The organism is Odoribacter laneus YIT 12061 (genome assembly GCF_000243215.1).
GTDB classification, from domain to species: Bacteria; Bacteroidota; Bacteroidia; order Bacteroidales; family Marinifilaceae; genus Culturomica; species Culturomica lanea.
On sequence record NZ_JH594596.1, the window covers coordinates 2,711,509 to 2,735,447 of the forward strand.

Sequence of the window (23,939 nt, forward strand, 5' to 3'; positions counted from 1 at the left end):
TTTAAATTCAGTCTTATGCGCGGATTATCAACTATTGGTCTCCTTATTTTGTCTAACATATTTATGACATTCGCCTGGTACGGTCATTTAAAACTTCAGGAAGCTAAAATCATTACCCATTGGCCCCTCATTGGCGTTATCTTATTTTCCTGGAGTATTGCCCTGTTTGAATATTGCGCTCAGGTGCCAGCCAATCGTCTGGGATTTGCAGGGAATGGGGGACCGTTTACCTTGATGCAATTAAAAATTATCCAGGAAGTCATCACATTAGTCGTATTTATTATTTTTTCCCTTTTATGTTTTAAAGGAGAAGCCTTACATTGGAATCATATTGCAGCCTGTGTGTGCTTAGTTATGGCAGTCTATTTTGTATTTATGAAATAACAAGTTTTATAAAGAAATGTTTGTCTGAACTAAAACACTAAAAGATTACCGCTAACCGATAATTTTGTCTTAATTTTGTGAGAAAGCCGGTTTTTCCGGAATTTTTCATAAGCATTTATCGGTTAACAAATGACACCTCATACAGAACTGAAATATAAAATCCGGCAATACTATCAAAAGTTTCAGTCGTTTGTCAAACTATCAACCGACATTATTGCTTTCCTGACTTCTTTTATAACACTTTGCCTCCTCATTTATGAAATCGGTTTTCACGAAGATGGTAAAATTCATTTGTTTCTATTAGAAACTTATAAAGTAATTCTCCGGATTTTTCTATACACCGGCCTGGCAAGAGTTCTCTCAGACCCGCAAGGGGTGAAAAAAGAAAGAGGATTCTGGTTTGAAGTCGTACTTTTGATCGCCTTGGTATTCATCATTATTTTAGAAGCCTGGCCTGCTTTTAAGGACGCCTTAGTTTCCAAACACTTTATAGAGGTAGCTACTTATCTATTGCTCTCTACAATCAGTGTCATTGAATTTTCGAAACAAATTGTCACCACTCTCCAAAGATATGTAAAACCGGAAATGATGTTTGTCTACAGTTTTCTTTTCATTATTTTAGTCGGTACTTTTCTTTTACTGCTTCCCAACGCCCACACTTATCATCTGGATTTTATAGATGCCTTCTTTACCTCCACCAGTGCTGTCTGTATTACCGGACTTACTGTGGTAGACACCTCTACAGCCTTTACTTTTACAGGTTTGATTATTCTGGTTTCACTCATTCAGATCGGAGGTATCGGAGTCATGACTTTTACCAGTTTTTTCGCGATGTCTTTTTTCAGTCAGGTTTCTTTCCGGGACCAACTCAGCCTAAAGAATATCCTCAACGAAAACTCCTTAAGCAATATTTTCCGCACTCTCTTTTATATCATCCTCACTACTTTTCTTATCGAAGGTTTCGGAGCTTACGTCATTTACAATCAAATCCAGGATATTCCACAACACATCCTGCCGGATAAATTGTTTTTTTCTATTTTTCATGCTGTATCTTCATTTTGCAATGCCGGATTTTCTACCCTTCCCGGGAATTTATACAATCCTGCCGTACGAAATTTATACGGATTTCAGAGTTGGATAGCTTGTCTGGTTATTTTGGGAGGAATCGGATTTCCGATTTTATTCAATTTTGGGAAATTATTTATACATTATTTCCACAATGCTCTTTCCCGTCTGAAAGGGAATCCGATCGCCCATTACGGGCAGTTTCATATCATCAGTTTAACGACCCGGATTGTACTGCCAATTACCCTCATTTTAATTATAGGAGGAACTTTTGCTTTTTTATTCTTGGAAAATCACCATATCCTCCAAGATGTTCCCCTGTCCGGAAAAATAGCTCTCGCTTTTATGAATGCCGTCACCCCCCGCACTGCCGGATTCAATAATGTAGAGATGACTTCACTCCTTCCCTCCACTCTCTTTTTAATACTCCTCTTGATGTGGATCGGGGCCTCCCCCATGTCCACAGGAGGAGGCATTAAAACCACTACGTTTGTCGTCGCTTTTAAAAACATAGTGAGTATTATACGGGAGAAAAAAACAGTGGAAATTGCTCGGCGTACTATCTCCCCCACCAGTATCCGACGAGCAAACGCGATCATCCTCTTGTCGCTACTATGGATAGGAGGTGCTACTCTATTACTGCTGATCACCAATCCGCAGGCTCCCTTTCTTCAGGCATTGTTCGAAGTAGTGTCCGCCCTCAGTACTGTCGGATTGAGCCTGGGCCTAACTCCGGAATTAAATATCAGCGGGAAGATCATTATCAGTATTACAATGTTTGCAGGAAGAGTCGGCATACTGACTTTGTTGATCGGCATGATCCGGCAACAACCGACACAACCCTATCAATATCCGGAAGAAAATGTAATTTTATAAAGAAAGAGAAAAAATATGAATTGTATTATCATGGGCTTAAGTCATTTCGGAGTAGCACTCGCCCAAAGATTAACTGCGATGGGGCATGAAGTGCTCGGTATAGATATGGATCTCCATAAAATAAATGAATACAAAGATTCTATCAAAAATACCATTTGCCTAAATATTAACAACCAGCAAGCCATCCAAACCTTACCATTAAAAGATGCCGATATTATTTTTGTAACCATCCGTAAAGATATAGGAGCTTCCATACAGGCCGTCGCTCTTTTGAAGCAGTATAAAGCCCGGCGTATCATTGCCTGCTCCATATCCGATATTCATACCACCATATTAAAGGCAATGGGCATTACTGAAATTATCCGTCCGGAACTGGAATATGCAGATCTTTTCACTACCCGTATCGAATGGGCAAATTCTATTTTTACATATAAAATTAGCAGTAATTATTTTATACAGGAACTAAAACTCCCCGATTCTTTCATCGGTCGCCGCCTAAGCGATGTACAATTCGAAAAAGAATTTAATCTGCAGCTTATTGCAATTAAACACCCGGTGACGGAAGAAAAAACTTCCCGAGTAAAGATCAGCTTATTGGATCAACCGGAAGACAATTTTATCATCGGGGAAAATGATGTGTTTATTTTGGCAGGTAATCCCAAAGCCTTCCGGAAACTAACCTCTTAATTCCTCCTCGGTAGAAGTAGATCAGCCTCCCGGCTCAACACAATGCCGATTGGCATCTTCTTCCGCATCTGATTGACAGAACTTCGTTCGGAATACGACCTGAATATTGCCAGTCGACAGCAAATTTCGGTCGGACCGAAGGTTCGCTCCTCAGCACTGCAAATGCACTGATCAACGAAATACTCCTCAAAGAATGCTTATCGTTTTCTGAAAAAACCAGATAAGCGAGAAGAGTACCCGACTAAAAATGCAAACGACCGGAGGGGGAAAGAGTGTATATTAAATCTACTTTCAAAATGAATTTAGCCCGGCAATACCGGGCTAAACCTTCTATTTAAACTTCTTTATTCTTCCCGTATTGCTTCAATTCCCGGTAATTTCTTACCTTCTATATATTCTAAAAGAGCTCCGCCTCCCGTGGAAACATAGCTGACCTTATCGGCCAGGCCGAATTGATTGATTGCAGCTACAGAGTCACCGCCACCGATAAGGGAAAAAGCGCCTTTTTCTGTCGCTTTTACGATTGCTTCTGCAATTGCTTTAGTCCCCTCGGCAAATTTAGGCATTTCAAAAACGCCCACCGGACCATTCCAAAGAATCGTCTTGGAGTTCTCTATGACTTTAGCAAATTTTTCCCGGGTCTCCGGACCGATATCCAAACCTTCCCATCCATCCGGAATGTCCATCGGATTGGCCAGTTTCGTATTGGCATCATTACTGAAACTATCTGCGATAACGGCTTGGTCAGAAAGTACTAAATTCACCCCTGCCTCTTTAGCCTTTTGCATAATCTCACGAGCTAAATCCAACTTATCATCCTCGCAAATAGAAGCCCCTATATGTCCACCCAAAGCTTTTTTAAAAGTAAAAGTCATTCCGCCTCCTAAGATCAGATTATCGACTTTACCCAACAGATTCATAATGATATCGATCTTAGAAGAAACTTTAGATCCCCCCATAATCGCCGTAAAAGGACGTTCCGGATTTTTCATTACTTTATCCACACTGTCTAATTCTCCCTTCATTACATATCCGAACAACTTATCGTTGGGGAAAAATTTAGCGATAACAGCCGTAGAAGCATGGGCCCGATGTGCCGTTCCAAAAGCATCGTTGATCCAGACATCCCCTAACTTTGATAGCTGACGGGCAAATTCTTCGTCTCCCTTTTCTTCTTCTTTGTGAAAACGCAAATTTTCCAGTAAAAGTATTTCTCCCGGTTTCAAATCCGCAGCTGCTTTCTCTGCGACCTCGCCAACACAATCTTCGGCAAATTTTACAGGTACTCCCGTCAGTTCTTCCAAATGTTTTTGAATATGTTTCAGGGAAAATTTATCTTCTGGTCCATTCTTAGGACGTCCCAAATGCGACATCAAAATAACAGAACCGCCTCCTGCCAATACTTTTTTTATAGTCGGGATAGCAGCTCTCATACGGGTATCATCAGTAATTTCAAGTTTTTCATTCAAAGGCACATTAAAATCCACCCGAATCAATGCCTTTTTGCCTCTGAAATCATAAGTATCAATAGTCTGCATAACTGAAATTGTTTATAATTATTTAATTTAGAATAGCTTCTTCTCTGTATCCTCTTTTCTTTCTGCCGCTAAAATTAACAATAAATCAAATGCATCCCAAATATTTTCAGTTTATAACGCTAACAAAAAACTCAAACGATTGTATTTATTCTTTAATTTCAGAAGTCCTGAATTACCAGATTCATTTCTTTCTTCTTACTTTTGTTTTTTCTTTCTTTCATAAAAGAAACAGCCACTATGTCTCATGAACTATTTATGCGTAAAGCATTGGAAGAAGCCGCTTTTGCAGCAGAAGAAGGAGAAATACCCGTAGGCGTTCTGATCACATGCAAAGGTAAAATCATCGCACGTGCCCACAACCAAACAGAACGTTTACAGGATGTGACAGCGCATGCGGAAATGATTGCTATCACAATGGCAACAGCCGCTTTAGGAGGGAAATACCTGAATGAATGTACTTTATATGTTACATTAGAACCCTGTACAATGTGCGCGGGGGCAATAGCTTGGGCCCAGCTAGGAGAATTGGTCTATGGTGCTTCCGATCCACAGAGAGGCTATAAACGATTATCTCCTCCCGTCCTCCATCCCCGTACGAAAGTTACCGGAGGGATCCTGGAAACAGAATGCAGTCAACTGGTAAAAAAGTTCTTTCAGGAAAAAAGATAAAGGCAATCTTTTATATCCTTTCCAGCCGAACTATAACAAAATGGCAATTACCTGAATAAAGACAATCAGGAAAACCATAGCTATCGGATAAACCGTGGCATAGGCAACACTCGGTGCATCACTATCGGTCATCGAACCGGCAGCAGCCAATCCTGGCGTACTGGTCATCCCTCCCGTAATGGTTCCCATCAGATCAAACAAATTAATCTTAAAAACGAAATAACCGACTGCAACAGCTACAATCATGGGCACTAAAGTAATGGCTACTCCCGCCCCAAAAAGGGCCCATCCACTTTCCCGAAACGTCTCCACTAAATTCGCTCCGGCAGAAGTTCCCACTTCAGCTAAAAATAACAATAGCCCCAATTGCCGCAAAAGAAGATTGGCAGCTCCAGACATCGACCAAAGGATAGGACCCGTCTTCCCAACAGAACTTAAAACCAAAGCTGTTAACAATATACCTCCTGTCAAACCGGGAGAAAAACTAAAACTATCGGAAAAAGAAATATTGATCTTGCCTACTAATACGCCTAATACGATTCCCATCGCAATGGGGAAAAAATCAGTGTCAGAAAGACGCTTTTCATCGTTCCCTAACAGTTTAGCCAATTCCTTTAAACTATCCTGATGGCCGACAACCAAAAGCTTATCTCCGAACTTTAATGTCAATCCGGGCTCCGGCGAAAGGTCAATACCACTCCGCCGGATACGGGTCACCGTACAACCAAAATTCTGCTGCAGATTTAAACTCCCCAACGTCTTTCCAATTACTTCTTTTTTAGTCAATAACAGAGATTGCAATTCATAAGAAGTGGCTAAAGGCAAATCCTCCTGCAACCGCTCGCCTACCAATACGCCCAATTGAGCCAAGGCATATTCACTCCCCACAGCTTTTACCAGATCCCCCTGATATAACATCGTCTTAGCAGAAGGCACCTCTGTCTTGTCGCCATGCTTCACCCGGGATATCACAGCCCCTGTCATCGTACGGATTTGCAGTTGTATCAAACTCTTATTAAAAATATTTTCATTGGTCACCCGAAACGTTCCGGTATAAATTTCAGGATATTTGTCTCTCTGTTGCATCTCCAAACGTTTTTCCTCTTTCTTTATATCCAATCTCAATAAGCCGGGTAGCAATTTAATAAACAAAATGACCCCTATCACTCCAAAAGGATAAGCAATACCATAAGCGATGGAGGCAGCAGAAGATTGAGTGCTGTCTATGGCTGCCGCCAATCCGGGAGTACTTGTCAACGAGCCAGCTATTAAACCGACCGTTTCGGCCATATCTATATGCAATAAATACTTAAACAAAACCCCTGTCATACAAGCCGAACCGATAATTAATAAAGTAATCAAGATCAAGACCTTCCCTTTGGAACGGAAAGAATCAAAAAAACCAGGTCCCGCTTGTATCCCAATCGTAAAGATAAACAATACCAAACCGAAATTTCCCAACTCTTTCGGAATAATCACGCCAAAATGCCCGAATAATAAAGCAATAAAAATCACGGCTGATACGTCCAAAGAAATACCTTTAAAATTTATCCGTCCCAATACAAATCCGAGAGCGACAATTAAAAACAGAGCGAAATACGAAGATTGTAATAAACCGACCAACATATTGTTTTATTTAATTTTTTTATACCGATAACCGACTCTTATTTCACCTCCTCTATTTCCAACCCCAGCTTTTGCAGTTCCTTCCAATAATCCGCAAACGATTTACTGACTACTTCCTTATCAACGATAACCATCCCGGGATGTTTCAAAGCAGCTGGAGCAAATGCCATAGCCATCCGATGATCGTGATAAGTCTCTATACAAATATTTTTTTCGGGCAGCGCGAGCGTCCCCTCCCATTTCAACACCCCTTCCCCCTCTGTGCTCAGCTCATAGCCTAATTTCCTCAATTCCGTTATCAAAGCAGTAATCCGGTCCGTCTCTTTGATACGCAGGGTTTCTACTCCCGAGAAAGAAAAAGGGATTCCGTTCATACAGCAGGCAACGGCAAAAGATTGCACCAAATCCGGCATTTCGACAAAGTTAAATTCCAGAAAACGGATTTCCACTTCTTTTTTTCTCAACATTAATTTATCTCCCTGCCAAGAACTCTTTACGCCCAATTTTTCCCATACATACACCTGCCCGGCATCCCCCTGCAAACTTTCCTTTTCTAAACCGGTCAATGTTATTTCTCCTCCTTCAGCTATCGCCAGTAACTCATAAAAATAAGAAGCTGCACTCCAGTCCGATTCCACCCGAAAAGGCACCGGCGTATAGGGAAGAGGCGCTATTTTTATAAAATCGCCGTTCGTCTCAATTTCTGCTCCGAAAAAACGCATCAAAGCCACTGTCATATCGATGTATTTCCGGGAAACCACTTTACCAGTCAGGCGCAATCGCAAACCTTCGGCCATATAAGGGGCAATCATCATCAATGCCGAAATATACTGACTGCTCACCGAAGCAGGAATGGATATTTCACCTCCCCGCAAATAAGAACCATAAATCCGGAGTGGAGGAAAACCGACCTGTTCCCGATACTCAATGTGTGCGCCCAACCGATTTAAAGCATCCACTAAAACACCTATCGGTCGCTGTTTCATCCGCTCAGAACCCGTCAAGTCCCAAATACCGACAATCCTCGACAAAAAAGCTGTTAGGAAACGCATAGCTGTCCCCGCATGTCCTATATCAAAATAATTTACGTCCGACTGCAATACCTGCAACATACTTTTCGTATCATCACAATCGGAAAGGTTTTCGATTTCCAAAGGACTATCCGCCAATGCATTTAATATCAAAATCCGGTTGGATATGCTTTTAGAAGCAGGCAAACTAACTATTCCTTTTATTTTATCGTTAAAACAGACGGCTATATTCATTTCTTTAAGCGGATTTTAATCATTGAGAAGAAAGGACCTGTAAAGCTTTCATTATTTCCTCCCGACTACAATAATTATCGATTGAGAATTCCCCGGGCTGACGCAAAAGAGTGAAGTTCACTCCTTTCTGTTCATTTTTCTTATCGTGTAACATCAATTTATATAAATCTTCTTCAGGCACCAAAGGCATATAAGGAGGATAGATCTGCCGGATGTGCTGGCTGATTTTTTCATATAAGCCGGAATCAAAGCCCATTTTTTCTGTAGAAAGGTACAATTCGACCAACATGCCGTAAGCTACAGCATCGCCGTGATAAAGTTCCACTCCTTGCTCGATAGCTACGCTTTCAATAGCATGCCCTACGGTATGACCGAAATTAAGGGCTTTCCGGATACCGGTCTCCTGTGGATCCGCTTCCACAACGGCATATTTCACTTTCACCGATTCTTCAATCATGCCGATCCATCGACTCTCCTCTATTTGTTCCGGTACAATCGAAAACACCGCCTCAAAATGTTCTCCTCCTGCCAGTAAAGCGTGCTTCAGCATCTCAGCAAATCCGGACAAAATCTGGCGCGGAGATAAGGTTTTTAAAAATGAAACATCTATAATTACTTTTTCAGGCATAGAAAACGTCCCGATTTCATTCTTTAAACCATTAAAATTCATCCCGGTCTTTCCTCCCACAGAAGCGTCCACCTGAGAAAGCAAAGTTGTCGGGATATTGATACATTTTATTCCCCGCTTAAAACAAGAAGCGGCAAAACCTCCGATATCCGTTACCAAACCTCCTCCAATGTTTACCAAAACAGCATTTCGCTTCGCTCCTCTATCGGATAGAATTTTCCAAATATATAATACACTTTCTGGCGACTTATGCGTTTCCCCTTCTCCAATGACAATCTTATTTTCTACCTTTATTTTTTCCAGATTCACAAGAGGCAGGCAATATTTATTGCTACCGGTATCAGCTAAAATAAAAATATTTTCCGGTATAAAATTTTCCAATGCCTGCTCCAAAACGCCCTTTACATTCCGGGTAAAGATAATATTCTCCATCATCGTTTAAACAACCCTAATTTATTGCTATTTCCTCAAGGTTTTAAAATTAAAATGCTCCACAATCTCCTTTCCACAACCTTAAAACGCAACAAAGATAAACCAAAACTTAAAAACTTCCCACCGAAATCCGCTTTTCCCTTCTTTAAAAAACAAACCCGAACAAACCGCGTATAACTGAAATAGAGTATTTTTTATTTCGAAGCGAAATATTGTTGCAACATTGCAACACCTCCTTTGAATAACTGCAATATTTTATTAAATTTGCAAATTTACAATATCTATTTATCTATAGTGTAGGTTGTTTTATCCGGGAAGCATATTCCGGATTTCCGGAAATATGATTCGTCCGCCAGCCGGATAAATACAGCCTGCACTTTCCGATTTAAATTGGAAAGTGAGGCCTATTTTTATTTTCAGCTTTTTTTCGTAAATTTGTTTATATCCCTTATCTTATTTATCATGGAAACGAATAGTTGCCTGAAAATGCAGGTTGCATTGACATTGCTTCCTAAATTCAATACACAAAAATACCTGACATTTATAGAACGATGTGGAGGTATTGAAGGTTTTTTCCACGAAAAAACCCGTGCTTTTTCGACTCTTTTAAAAGAATATCAGCTTTCTTTTTCCGACGAAAGGAAATCTGCCCTTAAAAGTGCAGAAGAAGAATTAAAAAATCTCGACCTGTACGATATACGGCTTTGTTCTGTCGAACATTCTAATTATCCTTTTCTACTAAGGCAATGCGAAGACACTCCTTTAGTCTTTTACTACAAAGGACAATTGGTTACCGAGTCTCTGCCTTATCTAGCCATTGTAGGTACCCGTCACGCTTCTGAGCGTTGCAAAATACGGGTTCGGACGATACTGAAAGAATTAGCCGAAAGGGGGCACCGGCTCGTTATTGTAAGCGGCTTAGCTTACGGTATCGATATTACCGCTCATTTGTCGAGTCTTACTCAACATTTTCCCACCTATGCGGTACTGGGACACGGGTTGAATCTCATTTATCCGGCACCTCATAAAAATATTGCTGAAAATATCCTCCGTCAAGGAGGAGCTCTCCTCTCAGAATATCCCTGCTCTTCGCCCTTTATTCCCCAACACTTTCTGCAACGAAACAGGATCATTGCCGGTTTAAGTCAGGCAACTTTTGTTGCGGAATCAGCTTTAAAAGGGGGAGCAATGGCTACCGCCCACATAGCAGCTTCATACGGACGCGACGTTATGGCGCTTCCGGGTAGGCCGGAAGACATATTTTCCAAAGGTTGCAATGAGCTGATCAAACAAAACATTGCCGCATTGGTAGAAGACAGTTCTGATATCGCCTGCTTACTTCATTTAAAAGACAAAAAGAGTCCTCCTCAACAAACAAGCTTCAACTTTTTCGACACCGGCGATCAAGAGAAACAGGTTTTAAAAATACTGACTCAACAGGGATGTACTCCGATAGACGAATTAAGCAAAAATACCCATATTGCAATGAACGAACTCATCGCTCTTTTATTAAAATTAGAATTAGAAGGCAAAATAATATCCCTTCCCGGAAAAAATTACATCATTTCTTAAAATTCAGAGGAAAAAGAAGTATAAAATTTCATTTTTTATAAATAATAGCGGATTTTAATAACAATTTAAATGTCACCTTTAAATTCCAGTAATAAATTGTAATAAAAAAAGGTTTACTTATCAAATAAAAATACGCTTAAAAATTTTGGAATATTAAATAAATAGGTAATTTTGAATCCTGAAAACGTTTGAGAAAATCAAATGTTTAAAAAGTGTCATATACAATCAAATACATTTATTAAAATCCTCTTGGGATTTTAAACGACTTAAAAATTATACACATGAGAGCAGAAATTAAAGAATTCATGGATGCCTTAAAGGCAAAAACTGTCGGTGAAAACGAATTCCATCAGGCAGTGGAAGAAGTTATTGAAACGGTTTGGGATACCTATCAGGCAAACCCCAAATACAAAGCCAATAAGATTCTGGAAAAAATGGTTGAGCCCGAAAGAGTTATCATGTTCAGAGTTCCATGGATTGATGATAAAGGTGAAGTACAAATCAACCGCGGTTACCGGGTACAATTCAACAGTGCTATCGGACCGTACAAAGGAGGTTTGCGTTTTCATCCGTCCGTAACCTTAGGAGGTTTAAAATTCTTAGGTTTTGAACAAACTTTCAAAAATTCCTTGACAACCCTTCCGATGGGTGGTGGTAAAGGAGGTTCTGATTTCAATCCGAAAGGAAAATCAGACAATGAAGTAATGCGTTTCTGCCAAAGCTTTATGACAGAACTTTGCAAATATATTGGTGCTGATACAGACGTACCTGCTGGAGATATCGGTGTAGGAGCTCGGGAAATTGGTTATCTGTTTGGACAATATAAGAGAATCCGCAATGAATTCGTAGGTGTATTGACAGGTAAACCGCGTGAATTTGGAGGTTCAAGAGTTCGTCCGGAAGCTACCGGTTACGGTACGGTTTATTTTGCTCAACATATGTTGAAAGAAAAAGGCCAGGATATTAAAGGTAAAACCGTTGCTATTTCCGGTTTCGGTAACGTAGCATGGGGTGCCGCTCAGAAATTAGTTCAATTAGGAGCTAAATTAGTTACCATTTCTGGTCCTGACGGATATATCTATGACGAAAAAGGTATTACTCAGGAAGGTGTAGACTATATGTTGGAACTTCGTGCCAGCAACAACGATGTAGTTGAACCGTATGCAGCTAAATTCGGCGCTAAATTCTTCGCTAAGAAAAAACCGTGGGAAGTTAAATGCGATATTGCATTCCCGTGTGCTATTCAAAATGAATTGAACGAAGAAGATGCAAAACAATTGGTTGCCAACGGCTGTCAAATGGTTGTTGAAACATCTAATATGGGTTGTACAGCTGAAGCCGTTAAATTCTTGAACGCTAATATTACATTTGCTCCGGGTAAGGCCGCTAATGCTGGTGGTGTAGCTGTTTCAGGTTTGGAAATGAGCCAGAACTCTATGCGTTACAGCTGGACTGCAGAAGAAGTAGATCAAAAATTATCTCAGATCATGAAAGATATTCACGATACTTGCGTGAAATTCGGTAAAGAAGGAGATAAGATTGACTACGTAAAAGGTGCAAATGTCGGTGGCTTTATCAAAGTTGCTGAAGCAATGTGTGCTCAAGGACATGTATAAAAAGAAAAAATAATTTCTTTTTTCAATAAAAAGAAGCCGGCTGGAAATTAATTTCAGCCGGCTTTTTGCTTCTCTTTCTGTAAAAGTATTGCACTTGTAGTAGTTATTATACATTTCAGAAAAGATTAAATAAACCCATTGTACCCTTCAACGCTATCGCATATAACCACTAGTAAGAAACGACATATAGTTTAACATATTCTTTTCTACAATTTTTTTGTATTTCCGATTAATCATTACCTTTACTCTACCAAATACAGATACCTATGTATATTGATACACATTCTCATTTATATGGAGAAGAATTTGCCGCAGACCGGGAGGAAGTGATTCAAAGAGCTAAGGAAGCCCGGGTAGAAAAAATTATTTTACCCGATATCGATAGCCAAACCCGTTCGCAAATGCTGGAACTTTGCGACATTTATCCGGATTTATTATTTCCTTTAATCGGTCTACACCCGACATCTGTCCAGGCGGAATATAAAACAGAACTTCGGAAGCTAGAAGCTCAGCTCGGAGCAAGAAAATATTACGGAATAGGAGAATGCGGCATAGACCTTTACTGGGACAAAACTTATCTGAAAGAACAGGTAAAAGTTTTCGAGTATCAATTGGGAATTGCCCGGGAACTCAATCTACCTGTCATTATACATGCCCGGGAATCTTTAGAGGTAATTTTTACCTCTTTGAAAAAGTATCCTTATCTCAAAGGTATATTTCATTGTTTTTCGGGAGACATCAACCAGGCAGAGCAGGCAATTGACAGGGGATTTTTGCTCGGTATCGGAGGTGTAGTAACGTTTAAAAACACCCAGCTGGATAAAGTCCTTTTAAAAACCGGACTTTTCTCCCTCGTTTTAGAAACAGATTCCCCCTATCTGGCCCCCGTACCTTATCGGGGAAAAAGAAATGAAAGCAGTTACATTCCCCTCATTGCCCAAAAAATTGCGGATATCTTACAGGAAGATATAAAAAAAATAGAAAAAATTACGACGCAAAATGCAATGAATTTATTTACTTTGCACCCAGAAAACGCATCAAACCGTCAATATGAATAAATCCGTTTTAATCATCTATACCGGAGGTACCATCGGGATGATTAACAATCCTGAAACGGGAGCACTGTGTCCGTTCAATTTCGAACAAATTGTAAACGAAGTGCCTGAAATAAAAGAATTCGGATTTGATATTGACAGCTATACTTTGCCAGAACTAATTGACTCTTCCGATGTAAAACCCCAGGTATGGGCTCAATTGTGTCAGATTATTCTGGACAATTACGAGAAATACTGCGGTTTTGTGGTTTTACACGGTACGGATACGATGGCTTATTCTGCTTCTGCGCTGAGTTTTATGTTATCGAATCTCACGAAACCGGTTGTATTCACAGGTTCCCAGCTTCCTATCGGTACCATTCGTACAGATGGACGGGAGAACCTGATCGCTGCCCTGGAAATCGCTGCAGCTTATATAGAAGATAAAGCAATTGTACCGGAAGTATGCATTTTATTCGGAGCAAAACTATTCCGGGGGAATCGGACGACAAAAATTAATGCTGAAAGTTTCGATGCCTTTCAGTCCTTTAATTATCCGCCTTTAGCAGAAATCGGGATTCACATTCATTATAACTATGGAGCAATCGATTATTCTCCCCGTACCGAGAAAGTTTCCGCTTCTACTGAAATGAATACTCATATTGCCATATTAAAAATATTTCCGGGTATTCGTCCCGAGTTACTGGAATCCGTCATCCAAACGCCAGGCTTAAAAGGATTGATTCTGGAAACCTATGGTTCGGGAAATGCTCCTACAGATGCTATTTTCCTAAATAAAATCCAGCAAGCTTGTGAAAAAGGAATCATTATTTACAATGTCACCCAATGTCAGGGCGGAACAGTGGAAATGGGACGCTATGAAACCAGCACAGCACTTATAAATGCTGGAGTTACAAGTGGATATGATATTACAACTGAAGCTGCAGTATGCAAGATGATGTATGTATTGGGACAACAGAAAGACGCTAACGAAACAAAAAAAAGTTTAAATTCGGCCTTAAAAGGAGAAATAACTGTAAATCGTATTGGATTTTAACATTTTTTTTGTACCTTGGCCCGTCGTTTGGAGTGCAGTTGTAGGATACAAAGGTTTGCAATAAATATAGAAATATATAGAGTTAAATTTTAATTATTTATAAACTAAAAATCAGTTAAAGAGATCATGAGAAAATTATTTGCACTAATAGCAGTTTTAGGAATGCTTACTATTGGAGCATCAACAATGCTAATGGCTCAGGAATCAACAGAACCTGAAACACAAACAGAAGAAACAACCACTACTCCTCAGACCACAACATTGGATGAAGACGTTGTAGAAAGTACGTCAATGCATGCCGCTATCAAACAGAAATTCATCGAAGGTGGTGCTGGATTTATGGCTGCTGTTGTACTTTGTTTAATTTTCGGTTTGGCAGTTGCTATTGAGAGAGTTATTTATTTGAATCTTTCTGATACGAATACCAAGAAATTGGTGAACGGAGTAGAAGAAGCTTTGAATAACGGAGGTGTTGAAGCAGCTAAAGAATATTGCCGCAACGCTCGTGGACCGGTTGCCAGCATTTTCTATCAAGGATTGATGCGTTATGACCAGGGAGTAGACATGGTTGAAAAATCAGTTGTATCTTATGGATCTGTACAAATGGGTCTTTTGGAAAAAGGTCTTACATGGATTTCATTATTTATCGCTATCGCCCCGATGTTAGGGTTCTTGGGAACAGTAATCGGTATGATCGAGGCCTTCGATAACATTCAGGCAGCAGGGGACATGAGTCCGGCTCTGGTTGCAGGAGGTATTAAAGTGGCTTTGATTACGACCGTTGGTGGTTTGATCGTAGCTATGATCCTCCAGGTATTCTTCAACTACTGTAACTCAAAAATCGAAGGCATTGTAAACAACATGGAAGATGCTTCAGTTAGTTTGTTGGATATCTTAGTAAAATACAATCAAAAAAATAAATAATCAACCATGACCGAGAAGATATTAAAAATTATCACTATTGTAATGTTCGCCATTACCCTTGTGATATTGGGTATGTTTATGTTCGGGGGAGAAGTACCCGATCAGCTCTACTCAACACCAATACATACGGGAGCATTACTTAACTGGGCCTATATACTGTTTATTATTGCAATAATAGCAGCAATTATATTCCCTATCGTAAGGTTATTCACCAGACCGAAACAAGCGATGAAGAGCTTTATAGGTTTGGTAGCCCTTGCAGTAGTTATACTCTTTGCTTATTTGCTGGCTGATGGTACTCCGATGCAAATCGTAGGATACTCAGGCCCGGACAATGTTCCGTCACGTCTGATTTTCTCAGATACCATCATCTATACAATGTATTTCTTGTTCGCAGGAGCTATAATTGCTATTTTAGCAACTGAACTTCTGAGAAAATTCAGATAATCATTTCCCCATAGGGAATTAGATAAAAACGAAAAATATGGCAAAAAAAACACCAGAAATTAATGCTACTTCAACTGCCGATATTGCATTCTTGTTGCTTGTATTCTTCTTGGCTACAACGACGATGAATGTGGATTCCGGTATGTTCCGGAGATTACCGCCATATCAGCCTGACAATACCGAAGCACCTAAAATTGCAAAAAGAAACATCTTGCAAATATTGGTAAACCGGAACAATCAGCTGGCTATCAACGGTGAATTAGCTGATGTTTCTACGCTAAAAGAGAGAACGGTTGAATTCATACTGAACCCGACAAACGACGAAAATTTACCGGAAAAAATAGTAAAAGATGTCGATTTGTTAGGAAATGTAGAAGTATCCAAAGGGATCGTTTCTCTGCAAAGTGATAAAGGAACATCCTATGAAATGTATATTGCTGTCCAAGATCAATTAGCAGCAGCATACAATGACGTAAGAGACCGGAAAGCCGTGAGCAAATGGGGTAAAAAATATTCAGCTTTGACATCTGAACAACAGGATGCCATCAAAAACTGGGTGCCCATGTCAATATCAGAAGCAGAACCTAAAAACATAGGAGGTAAAAAATAATGGCAAAATTTAAAAAAGACGGCAAAAAAGAAACGCCGGCAATTTCAACAGCGTCATTACCTGATATTGTGTTCATGTTGTTGTTCTTCTTTATGGTTAGTACGACCATGCGTGAAGTAACACTTATGATTCAGAATAATCTGCCTCAGGCAACACAAATTGCTAAACTGGAAAAGAAATCGTTGGTAAGTAATATTTATGTAGGAAAACCGACATTACAATACCAGAAAGCATACGGTACGGAACCCCGTATCCAACTGAATGATAAATTCGCAACACTGGAAGACGTAGGCGCCTTCGTAGCTGCTGAACGGGAAGCCCGGAAAGAGGAAGACCGGAACAGCATTACCAATAACCTAAAAATCCAGTCTGAGACCACGATGGGTATTGTCACTGATATCAAACAAGAATTACGTAAAGCTAATTCTTTGAGAATCAACTATGGTGCTAGACAAAAGGTCACCAAGCACTAATAACTAAAAAAAAGGGGATCTAAAATCCCCTTTTTTCTTGCAAAATTATTATTTTTGCAAACGCAATTGGTTCCGTAGTTCAATGGATAGAATGAAGGATTCCGGTTCCTTTGATTGGGGTTCGAGTCCCCACGGGATCACAGAGCCAAAAACCCAAAACGCTTAAATCAGTGTTTTGGGTTTTCTTTTTATGTTTTGTAATTCCTGCGACTTTGTCGCAGGAATTGATAAGACGGTTGAGGATAATTGTAGATTGAATTCGTCCGACAGTGTCGGACGAATTGTATTTAACTGATTTACAATCATATCCTTTATTTGCGGATAGATTATATAAAATTGACGGGATAATTTAAAAAGAGTTTCGGTAAGCCCGCGGGTGTTTACTTGTTTTTCGAGTGTTTTCAGGAGATTGGTCCCGTATTGGGCACGGTCTTCCCCTCGCTGCTCAAATTCGATGATGTAGAAACCTATGAGCCAGTTGCGAAGAGTGAGGTTTCGGTTGATAGCTTTGAGTGCACTGGACTGCAATGCAATGTGGGTCTGACAAATAGCGGAGGAAAGGTCAGGTAATTTCATGATGTAGTGAATTTTGTTACAAATATACGCTTTTTATAAGTCACCTGACAATTTTATATACTCCACAGGATCACAGAACCCAAACAGAAAGTCTGTATTGGAGTTTATTTTTACACATTAGGGACGTGCCCTAATGTGTAATTTTTATACTATATTCGCAGAAAGAAAAGAAAAAGATGAAAAAACCGTCCCGTCATACGAAACTAAAAGTAGTGAGTGGTTACATTTTACTTTTTATTCTGACAATTGCAGCCATTACTTTTATATACAAACAGATATCCCGTTTTACGGACAACGATCAGCTGGTCAGTACAGCCAATCAAAAACTGTTTATCATCGGCAATACCATTACGGGTCTTTACGAAGCAGAATCCTTAAGTAGTTCCTTTATACAAACCGGTTCTCCCAGTTCCTTCCGGAAATACATTCAGATTATAAAACAAGTAGAGCTAAACATCGATTCTTTAAAAAACATGACCGACCAACCGGAACAAATTGCCCGTATCGACACTATACATACCTTGCTCAATAGTAAAATTAAAAACCTCAAAGAACTGATCCGGGCTAAAAAGTCTCAAAACCCGGAAGATTATTACAATCAGGCCATAGCTTTAATCGAATCGAACCGGGATACCTCACCAGATATTCCTCAAATTCAGAAACGGGTCATCACCACAAGAGACAGTTCCTATATCAAAAGCACAAAAAAGAAAAAAGGTTTTTTAGGTATCTTTTCTTCCCGCCAGCCAGATTCCTCTTTACAAATTACGGTTACAAACCAAGAAGTATGGGATACACTCTATCAGCCAACCCCTGCAACAAACGCTGACAGTATCATGAATATATTGAAATCGGCCTGGGAAAACTTTCAAGCAGAAACCGAAAACCTAAACCGGCAAATTACCCAGAAAGAATACAATATCGTGCTCCAAAGCGTCAGGATCACGGAACAACTAAAAAAAGTTTTATACGACTATGAAAACGAGGAAATCAACACCTCCATCAGTCGTATGAAACAGCGGGAAGAAGTCATGAATTCTGCGGCTGCCATGATTGCCAAAATTGCCATTATCGCCGTTTTATTCATAGCCTTTTTCTGTACACTCATTTTAAAAGATATCACACGTAATCAACGCTACCGACAAGAATTAGAAAAAGCGAAAACTTATACGGATCAATTACTAAAAAGTCGGGAACAACTCATGCTATCGGTAACTCACGATATTAAATCCCCTCTGAGTTCTGTTCTAGGTTATATCGAACTATTGAATACAACCCATACCGATGAACGGCAACGCTATTTTTTGAAAAACATGCAAAGTTCTTCCGAGCACATACAAAAACTGGTAATGAACCTACTGGATTTTTCAAAATTAGAAAACAACAAAGTAAAACCGGAAAATGTCAGTTTTAATCCAGCCCGTCTATTTCAGGAAATAAATGACAGTTTTATCCCTTTGGCGAAAACCAAAAACCTGGTACTTAATTTCCATATCGATGATAAACTAGATAAAGAATATACAGGAGATGCCCTCCGAATACGTCAGATCATTGTCAATCTGATGTCCAATGCAATCAAATATACAGAAAAAGGAAGTGTAGCCCTCATTGTCACGACAAATATACCTGGTGATAAACTGATTATCCAAGTAAAAGACACCGGTCCGGGGCTCTCGAAAGAAGAACAAACCTTGATTTTTCAGGAATTTACCCGTTTAACTTCTTCTGTACCTGCAGAAGGAACGGGACTAGGATTAACAATTACTCAAAAACTCGTCCACCTATTAAAGGGACAGATTTTGTTGGACAGCAAACCTGGCAAAGGAAGTTGTTTCACCATCGAATTACCGTTAAAAAAGTCTGCAGCCCATCCTTCTACCTCAGAAGCAGATACTCCTTCTCCTTCAGTCCCAGCGAAAACAGCCGACCTCTCCCGGTTAAAGATATTATTGGTAGACGACGATCCGCTTCAGTTGGAAATGGCAGCTGGCTTATTGAAAAATCAAGGAATCCAGTCTTTCATTACGACCCATCCTCAAGAAATCATAAATAAGCTACAGACCGAACATTATGACCTGGTATTTTCAGATATACAAATGCCGGAAATGAATGGATTCGAGCTTGTAAAACAAATCCGGAAGCAATATCCATCCTTGCCGGTGGTAGCCTTATCTGCTGATTCCGATAAAAAAGAAGAAGACTACTTGCAAGCCGGTTTTACAACCTATCTGAGTAAACCTTTCAGTTCCCGTCAACTCATGCAATTGATTCTCCGTCTAACCGGCCAGGAATCATCTACTTTAAACCTTTCCTCTTCTCCGGAAGAAAAAAATCTTCTCGACGAAGAAAACCGGGGCTATACGCTGAAAAATATTCTCCAATTCACAGACAATGATCCGAAAGCCTTACAAAAAATATTAATATCATTCACGAGCAGTACCCAAGAACATATCGAATTACTAAAAAAATACTTACAAGAAAAACAATGGAAAGCAATTGGGCTTCTAGCTCATAAAATGTTGCCATTATTTCGCCAACTGGAAGTAAAAGAAGTCATCACCTCTTTACAACAATTAGAGCATTCCGATAAAAATCCGTTATCAGAAAAACAGAGCGAAGAGAGGGTCCGCCAAGTTATTGATCTCTCAGAGAAATTAATACGAACCTTGCAGAATCAAATGGACAACAACCTATAGGCTAAAAGTTCACAAGACATAAGCGTCCTCTCCCTTTTTCGGATAAAAATTGTAAAGGCTAAGTAATTAAAATTTTTGATACTTGTCTTAAACCAGAGACAAAGGTTTACCACATAGCGAGTGGGAAGAGAAATCTGAAACAAACAAGAAATACTTTTCGATCTTTACAGTCGGACTGTTCTTTACTTTTAAGCCTTGAACATTTGCATACTCAAACATTTCTGAATTTCCGGATTTTTTCTATTTTTGTATAACTCAAACAGATAGAGAAATGAAATATATTCTGATCATTTTTTGGTGTAGTATTGTGTGTCAGAGTTGGGGGCGAGAGGTTATTTCCCTGAATCGTTCCTGGAAATTCACTCCAGGCTATGAAACGGCTAAAAATACTTATACGGAAGTAAACCTTCCGCACACCTGGAATCAGGACGCTTTAGCGGCCAAAGTCAATTATGAACGGGGACTTGGAAATTATGAAAAGGACATCGATATACCAGCCGCCTGGCAAGGGAAGCGCCTTTATTTACGTTTCAAAGGAGCCAATACAATAACAAATGTATTTATAAACAGCAAACATGCAGGAGAACACCGGGGAGGTTATACAGCTTTCGCAATGGATATAACGCCTTATATTCATTGGGGAACAAAGAACAACATTTGGGTAAGGGTCAATAATTCTCCTCAGCTAGATATTATGCCACTGCTAGGAGATTTTAATATGTATGGGGGTATCTATCGCGATGTAGAACTCATTATTACCGATCCCTTTCATATCAGTCTTTCTGATTACGGTTCTTATGGCCTATATTTTACACAGACGGATGTCTCCCGGGAAAAAGCCAGAATATTGGCAAAAATTCTAGTAAAGGGTGAAACAGGCTGTTCCTCAGTGATCCGTGTAAAAATAGAAGATCCACAAGGCAAAAACATCGTCAGTGCAGAACAAGAAATCACTTTTGATGAACAGGGAGAAGCCGTAGGAGAACTTATATTAAATATCTCCAAACCGCATCTTTGGAACGGGCGTAAAGACCCTTTTCTATACAAAACAATTACCGAGCTCCTTCGCAAAGGACAAATTACGGACCGGGTAGAGGAAAAAATCGGCATCCGGTATTTCCGGGTAGATCCCGATAAAGGTTTCTTTCTAAACGATGAACCTTTACAACTCAGAGGAGTATGCCGTCATCAGGACCGGGCAGAAATCGGAAACGCCCTTTTCCCCTCCCATCATCGGGAAGATATGGAAATCATGAAAGAAATGGGGGTAAATGCTATCAGATTAGCCCACTATCCTCAAGACCGTTATGTATACGACCTCTGTGATGAATACGGATTCATTGTATGGGCAGAAATTCCCTTCGTAGGTCCAGGAGGCTATCGGGACAAAGGTTTTGTCGACCAGCTGTCTTTTCGGGAAAATGGTAAAATCCAGCTGAAAGAACTGATTCGCCAGAATTACAATCATCCTTCCATTTGCTTCTGGGGATTATTCAATGAACTAAAACAAAGCGGAGACGATCCGCTGAATTATGTGGAAGAACTAAATACTTTAGCTCATGAGGAAGACCCCTACCGCCTCACAACGGCAGCCAGTAATCAAAACGGAGCCTTGAACGAAGTGACCGACCTGATTGCCTGGAATCAATATTATGGTTGGTATGGCGGAGAACCTGCAGGAATAGGTAAATGGGCTGATGCAGTACATAAAAAATATCCGGAAAAACCTGTTGGGATCAGCGAATACGGAGCCGGAGCCAGTATCCTCCACCAACAGGAAGAACTAAAAAAACCGGTAGCAAACAGCTACTGGCACCCGGAAAACTGGCAGGCTTTCTTCCACGAAGAGCACTGGAAAGCAATAGACCAACGGCCTTATTTATGGGGTACCTTTGTATGGAATATGTTTGATTTTGGCGCGGCTCATCGCCAAGAAGGTGAAATGGCCGGAAAAAATGATAAAGGTTTAGTAACTTTCGACCGGAAAATAAAAAAAGATGCTTTTTATTTTTATAAAGCCAACTGGAATTTAGAGGAACCTTTCGTATACATAACAGGAAAGCGATTTGAAAAAAGATCCGAAATGTCCCAGCAAATAAAAATCTATTCCAACCAGCCGGAAGTAGAATTAATATTAAACGGGAAATCTCTAGGGGTCAAAAAAGGAGTTTACGGCATTTTCACCTGGACGGAAATCCAATGGAAAAAAGGAGAAAATATCCTGACAGCCCGTTCGAAAAACGGTATAACAGATGAGGTAAAAATTCTTTTTTAGAAATATAATCCTCACTTATCATCCGCACTTACGAACAATTTTTTAAATTTATAGCAAAAGAGGAGATATGACAAAAATATTATTAGTAGACGATGATACGACATTTTGTTTAATGTTAAAGACTTGGTTATCAAAACGAAATTTTGAAGTCGATGAGGTATTCTCCTGCGAAGCCGCTTTAAAATCACTGACGGCACATCAATACGATGTTGTCCTGACAGATTTACGTTTACCGGATAAAGACGGAATTTTTCTTTTAAAAAATATAAAAGCGACTCATCCGGCCACCCAGGTGATTTTAATGACGGGATATGCAGACATACAAACAGCAGTAGAGTCCATAAAAGCAGGGGCTTTCGATTATGTTTCCAAGCCCGTCATTCCCGAAGAAATCCTCAAAAAGATAGAAGATGCTGTAGCGAAAAAAAATCCGGCTATACAGCAAAAGACGGAGACAAAAGAAGACATTTCTTATATAAAAGGAACCAGTGAGCAGGCCGATAAACTCTACGAATACATCCAATTGGTTGCTCCTACCCAGATGACCGTACTGATTACAGGCGAAAGCGGATCGGGTAAAGAATACATTGCCCGTTTAATCCATGAGCGCAGTAAACGAAAAAACGGACCTTTTGTTGCCGTAGATTGCGGTGCTATACCGAAAGAATTAGCGGCCAGTGAATTCTTCGGACATATAAAAGGGGCCTTTACAGGAGCGGTCAGCGACAAAACAGGTTATTTTGTATCAGCCTCCGGAGGAACGATTTTCCTGGATGAAATCGGGAATCTGAGTTACGAAATTCAAGTACAGCTATTGAGAGCTTTAGAAGAGAGAAAAGTAAAACCCGTAGGAAGTAACAAAGAAATTGATTTTGACGTCCGGATTATTTCGGCTACAAATGAAAACCTGACAAAAGCTGTAGCAGAAGGAAAATTCAGGGAAGATTTATATCATCGCCTGAATGAATTCTCGCTAAAAGCATTGAGTTTACGGGAGCGCCCTGAAGATATTATTGTATTTGCCAATCACTTCCTCTCTAAATCAAATGAAGAATTAGATAAAAACGTAATCGGCTTTGAAGATAAAGTTATCCGTATTTTTAAAAAATACGCCTGGCCCGGCAATTTGCGGGAAATGAGAAACGTGGTAAAAAGGGCGACTTTATTATGCAAAACTGCTTTTATCACAGAAAACGATATCCCTGCAGAATTGCTAGCTACCTCTGAAAATACCGCGGATGATTTTTCTTCCCGGAGAGAAAAAAATGAATTAGAACTCATTAAAGAAGCGCTGGCGAAATGCAATAATAATAAAAGTGAAGCTGCCCGTCTTTTGAAAATAGACCGGAAAACACTTTACAATCGTTTAAAACATTATTCACTGGAATAAAAATTAGCCGCAAAAACCCTACAACTGCTATCAGCATTCCCGGCATACGAAAAAGCTGCCTCCGAAAAGGCAGCTCTCTTTCGCATTAAATAATAAAAC

The 23,939-nt window shown here is 39.8% G+C and carries 20 protein-coding genes and 1 tRNA gene; 16 read left to right on the forward strand and 5 right to left on the reverse strand.

Translation table 11 applies throughout. The features are described 5' to 3' along the window. Positions 1-15 precede the first annotated feature (15 nt). From HMPREF9449_RS11295 to HMPREF9449_RS11305, 3 genes are all read left to right on the forward strand, one after another. The gene (locus tag HMPREF9449_RS11295; RefSeq protein WP_009137397.1) at positions 16-384 is read left to right on the forward strand and encodes a DMT family protein; all 369 of its coding nucleotides are present in this window, start codon (positions 16-18) and stop codon (positions 382-384) included. 129 nt (positions 385-513) lie between these two features. Beyond that, positions 514-2,325, forward strand: a complete 1,812-nt coding sequence (locus HMPREF9449_RS11300; RefSeq protein ID WP_009137398.1) for a TrkH family potassium uptake protein — start codon at positions 514-516, stop codon at positions 2,323-2,325. Between the two features lie 15 nt (positions 2,326-2,340). Beyond that, positions 2,341-3,012 (forward strand): potassium channel family protein, encoded by a 672-nt coding sequence (locus HMPREF9449_RS11305; RefSeq protein WP_009137399.1) that lies wholly within the window; start codon positions 2,341-2,343, stop codon positions 3,010-3,012. A 344-nt stretch (positions 3,013-3,356) separates the two neighbouring features. Here HMPREF9449_RS11305 and HMPREF9449_RS11310 read toward each other — a convergent pair whose 3' ends face one another. Beyond that, a complete protein-coding gene (locus tag HMPREF9449_RS11310; protein ID WP_009137400.1) occupies positions 3,357-4,550 on the reverse strand; it encodes a phosphoglycerate kinase in 1,194 nt (397 codons plus the stop codon). A 237-nt stretch (positions 4,551-4,787) separates the two neighbouring features. On the opposite strand from HMPREF9449_RS11310, the gene HMPREF9449_RS11315 reads away from it, so the two are divergent. After that, positions 4,788-5,219: a nucleoside deaminase gene (locus HMPREF9449_RS11315; protein ID WP_009137401.1), complete on the forward strand. Its 432-nt coding sequence runs from the start codon at positions 4,788-4,790 to the stop codon at positions 5,217-5,219. A 30-nt stretch (positions 5,220-5,249) separates the two neighbouring features. On the opposite strand, the gene HMPREF9449_RS11320 is transcribed toward HMPREF9449_RS11315, so the two are convergent. From HMPREF9449_RS11320 to aroB, 3 genes are read right to left on the reverse strand one after another with little or no spacing between them, the layout of a single operon-like run. After that, positions 5,250-6,845 carry an aspartate:alanine exchanger family transporter gene (locus HMPREF9449_RS11320; RefSeq protein ID WP_009137402.1) on the reverse strand — a complete coding sequence of 532 codons (1,596 nt, stop codon included), beginning with the start codon at positions 6,843-6,845 and terminating at the stop codon, positions 5,250-5,252. Positions 6,846-6,883: 38 nt separating this feature from the next. Then, the gene (locus tag HMPREF9449_RS11325; protein ID WP_009137403.1) at positions 6,884-8,110 is read right to left on the reverse strand and encodes a 3-phosphoshikimate 1-carboxyvinyltransferase; all 1,227 of its coding nucleotides are present in this window, start codon (positions 8,108-8,110) and stop codon (positions 6,884-6,886) included. A gap of 19 nt (positions 8,111-8,129) precedes the next feature. After that, positions 8,130-9,173: a 3-dehydroquinate synthase gene (gene aroB, locus HMPREF9449_RS11330; RefSeq protein WP_232211418.1), complete on the reverse strand. Its 1,044-nt coding sequence runs from the start codon at positions 9,171-9,173 to the stop codon at positions 8,130-8,132. 459 nt (positions 9,174-9,632) lie between these two features. Here aroB and dprA point away from each other — a divergent pair, with 459 nt between their 5' ends. The 9 genes from dprA (at position 9,633) to HMPREF9449_RS11375 (ending at position 17,043) form a co-directional block, all read left to right on the forward strand. Further along, entirely contained in the window at positions 9,633-10,742 is a 1,110-nt protein-coding gene (dprA, locus tag HMPREF9449_RS11335) for a DNA-processing protein DprA (RefSeq protein ID WP_009137405.1), read from the forward strand. A gap of 281 nt (positions 10,743-11,023) precedes the next feature. Further along, a complete protein-coding gene (gene gdhA, locus HMPREF9449_RS11340; protein ID WP_009137406.1) occupies positions 11,024-12,358 on the forward strand; it encodes an NADP-specific glutamate dehydrogenase in 1,335 nt (444 codons plus the stop codon). A gap of 266 nt (positions 12,359-12,624) precedes the next feature. Then, positions 12,625-13,416, forward strand: coding sequence for a TatD family hydrolase (locus HMPREF9449_RS11345; RefSeq protein ID WP_009137407.1), 792 nt, complete (start codon positions 12,625-12,627; stop codon positions 13,414-13,416). Next, positions 13,409-14,449 (forward strand): asparaginase, encoded by a 1,041-nt coding sequence (locus HMPREF9449_RS11350; protein WP_009137408.1) that lies wholly within the window; start codon positions 13,409-13,411, stop codon positions 14,447-14,449. Before HMPREF9449_RS11345 ends, HMPREF9449_RS11350 begins: the two co-directional genes overlap by 8 nt. A gap of 126 nt (positions 14,450-14,575) precedes the next feature. Then, on the forward strand, positions 14,576-15,373 hold the full coding sequence (locus HMPREF9449_RS11355; RefSeq protein ID WP_009137409.1) for a MotA/TolQ/ExbB proton channel family protein: 798 nt from the start codon (positions 14,576-14,578) through the stop codon (positions 15,371-15,373). Positions 15,374-15,379: 6 nt separating this feature from the next. Further along, a complete protein-coding gene (locus HMPREF9449_RS11360) occupies positions 15,380-15,820 on the forward strand; it encodes a hypothetical protein (RefSeq protein ID WP_009137410.1) in 441 nt (146 codons plus the stop codon). Between the two features lie 37 nt (positions 15,821-15,857). Further along, entirely contained in the window at positions 15,858-16,430 is a 573-nt protein-coding gene (locus HMPREF9449_RS11365; RefSeq protein WP_009137411.1) for an ExbD/TolR family protein, read from the forward strand. After that, positions 16,430-16,903 carry an ExbD/TolR family protein gene (locus tag HMPREF9449_RS11370; protein ID WP_009137412.1) on the forward strand — a complete coding sequence of 158 codons (474 nt, stop codon included), beginning with the start codon at positions 16,430-16,432 and terminating at the stop codon, positions 16,901-16,903. Before HMPREF9449_RS11365 ends, HMPREF9449_RS11370 begins: the two co-directional genes overlap by 1 nt. Positions 16,904-16,971: 68 nt before the next feature. Next, a tRNA-Arg gene (locus HMPREF9449_RS11375) sits at positions 16,972-17,043 on the forward strand. A 22-nt stretch (positions 17,044-17,065) separates the two neighbouring features. On the opposite strand, the gene HMPREF9449_RS11380 is transcribed toward HMPREF9449_RS11375, so the two are convergent. Further along, positions 17,066-17,479 (reverse strand): DUF1016 N-terminal domain-containing protein, encoded by a 414-nt coding sequence (locus HMPREF9449_RS11380; protein ID WP_009137413.1) that lies wholly within the window; start codon positions 17,477-17,479, stop codon positions 17,066-17,068. 176 nt (positions 17,480-17,655) lie between these two features. Here HMPREF9449_RS11380 and HMPREF9449_RS11385 point away from each other — a divergent pair, with 176 nt between their 5' ends. From HMPREF9449_RS11385 to HMPREF9449_RS11395, 3 genes are all read left to right on the forward strand, one after another. Further along, a complete protein-coding gene (locus HMPREF9449_RS11385) occupies positions 17,656-20,175 on the forward strand; it encodes an ATP-binding protein (RefSeq protein WP_009137414.1) in 2,520 nt (839 codons plus the stop codon). A 271-nt stretch (positions 20,176-20,446) separates the two neighbouring features. After that, positions 20,447-22,450, forward strand: coding sequence for a beta-glucuronidase LacZ4 (lacZ4, locus tag HMPREF9449_RS11390; RefSeq protein ID WP_009137415.1), 2,004 nt, complete (start codon positions 20,447-20,449; stop codon positions 22,448-22,450). 67 nt (positions 22,451-22,517) lie between these two features. Beyond that, a complete protein-coding gene (locus tag HMPREF9449_RS11395; protein WP_009137416.1) occupies positions 22,518-23,840 on the forward strand; it encodes a sigma-54-dependent transcriptional regulator in 1,323 nt (440 codons plus the stop codon). Positions 23,841-23,939 lie beyond the last annotated feature (99 nt).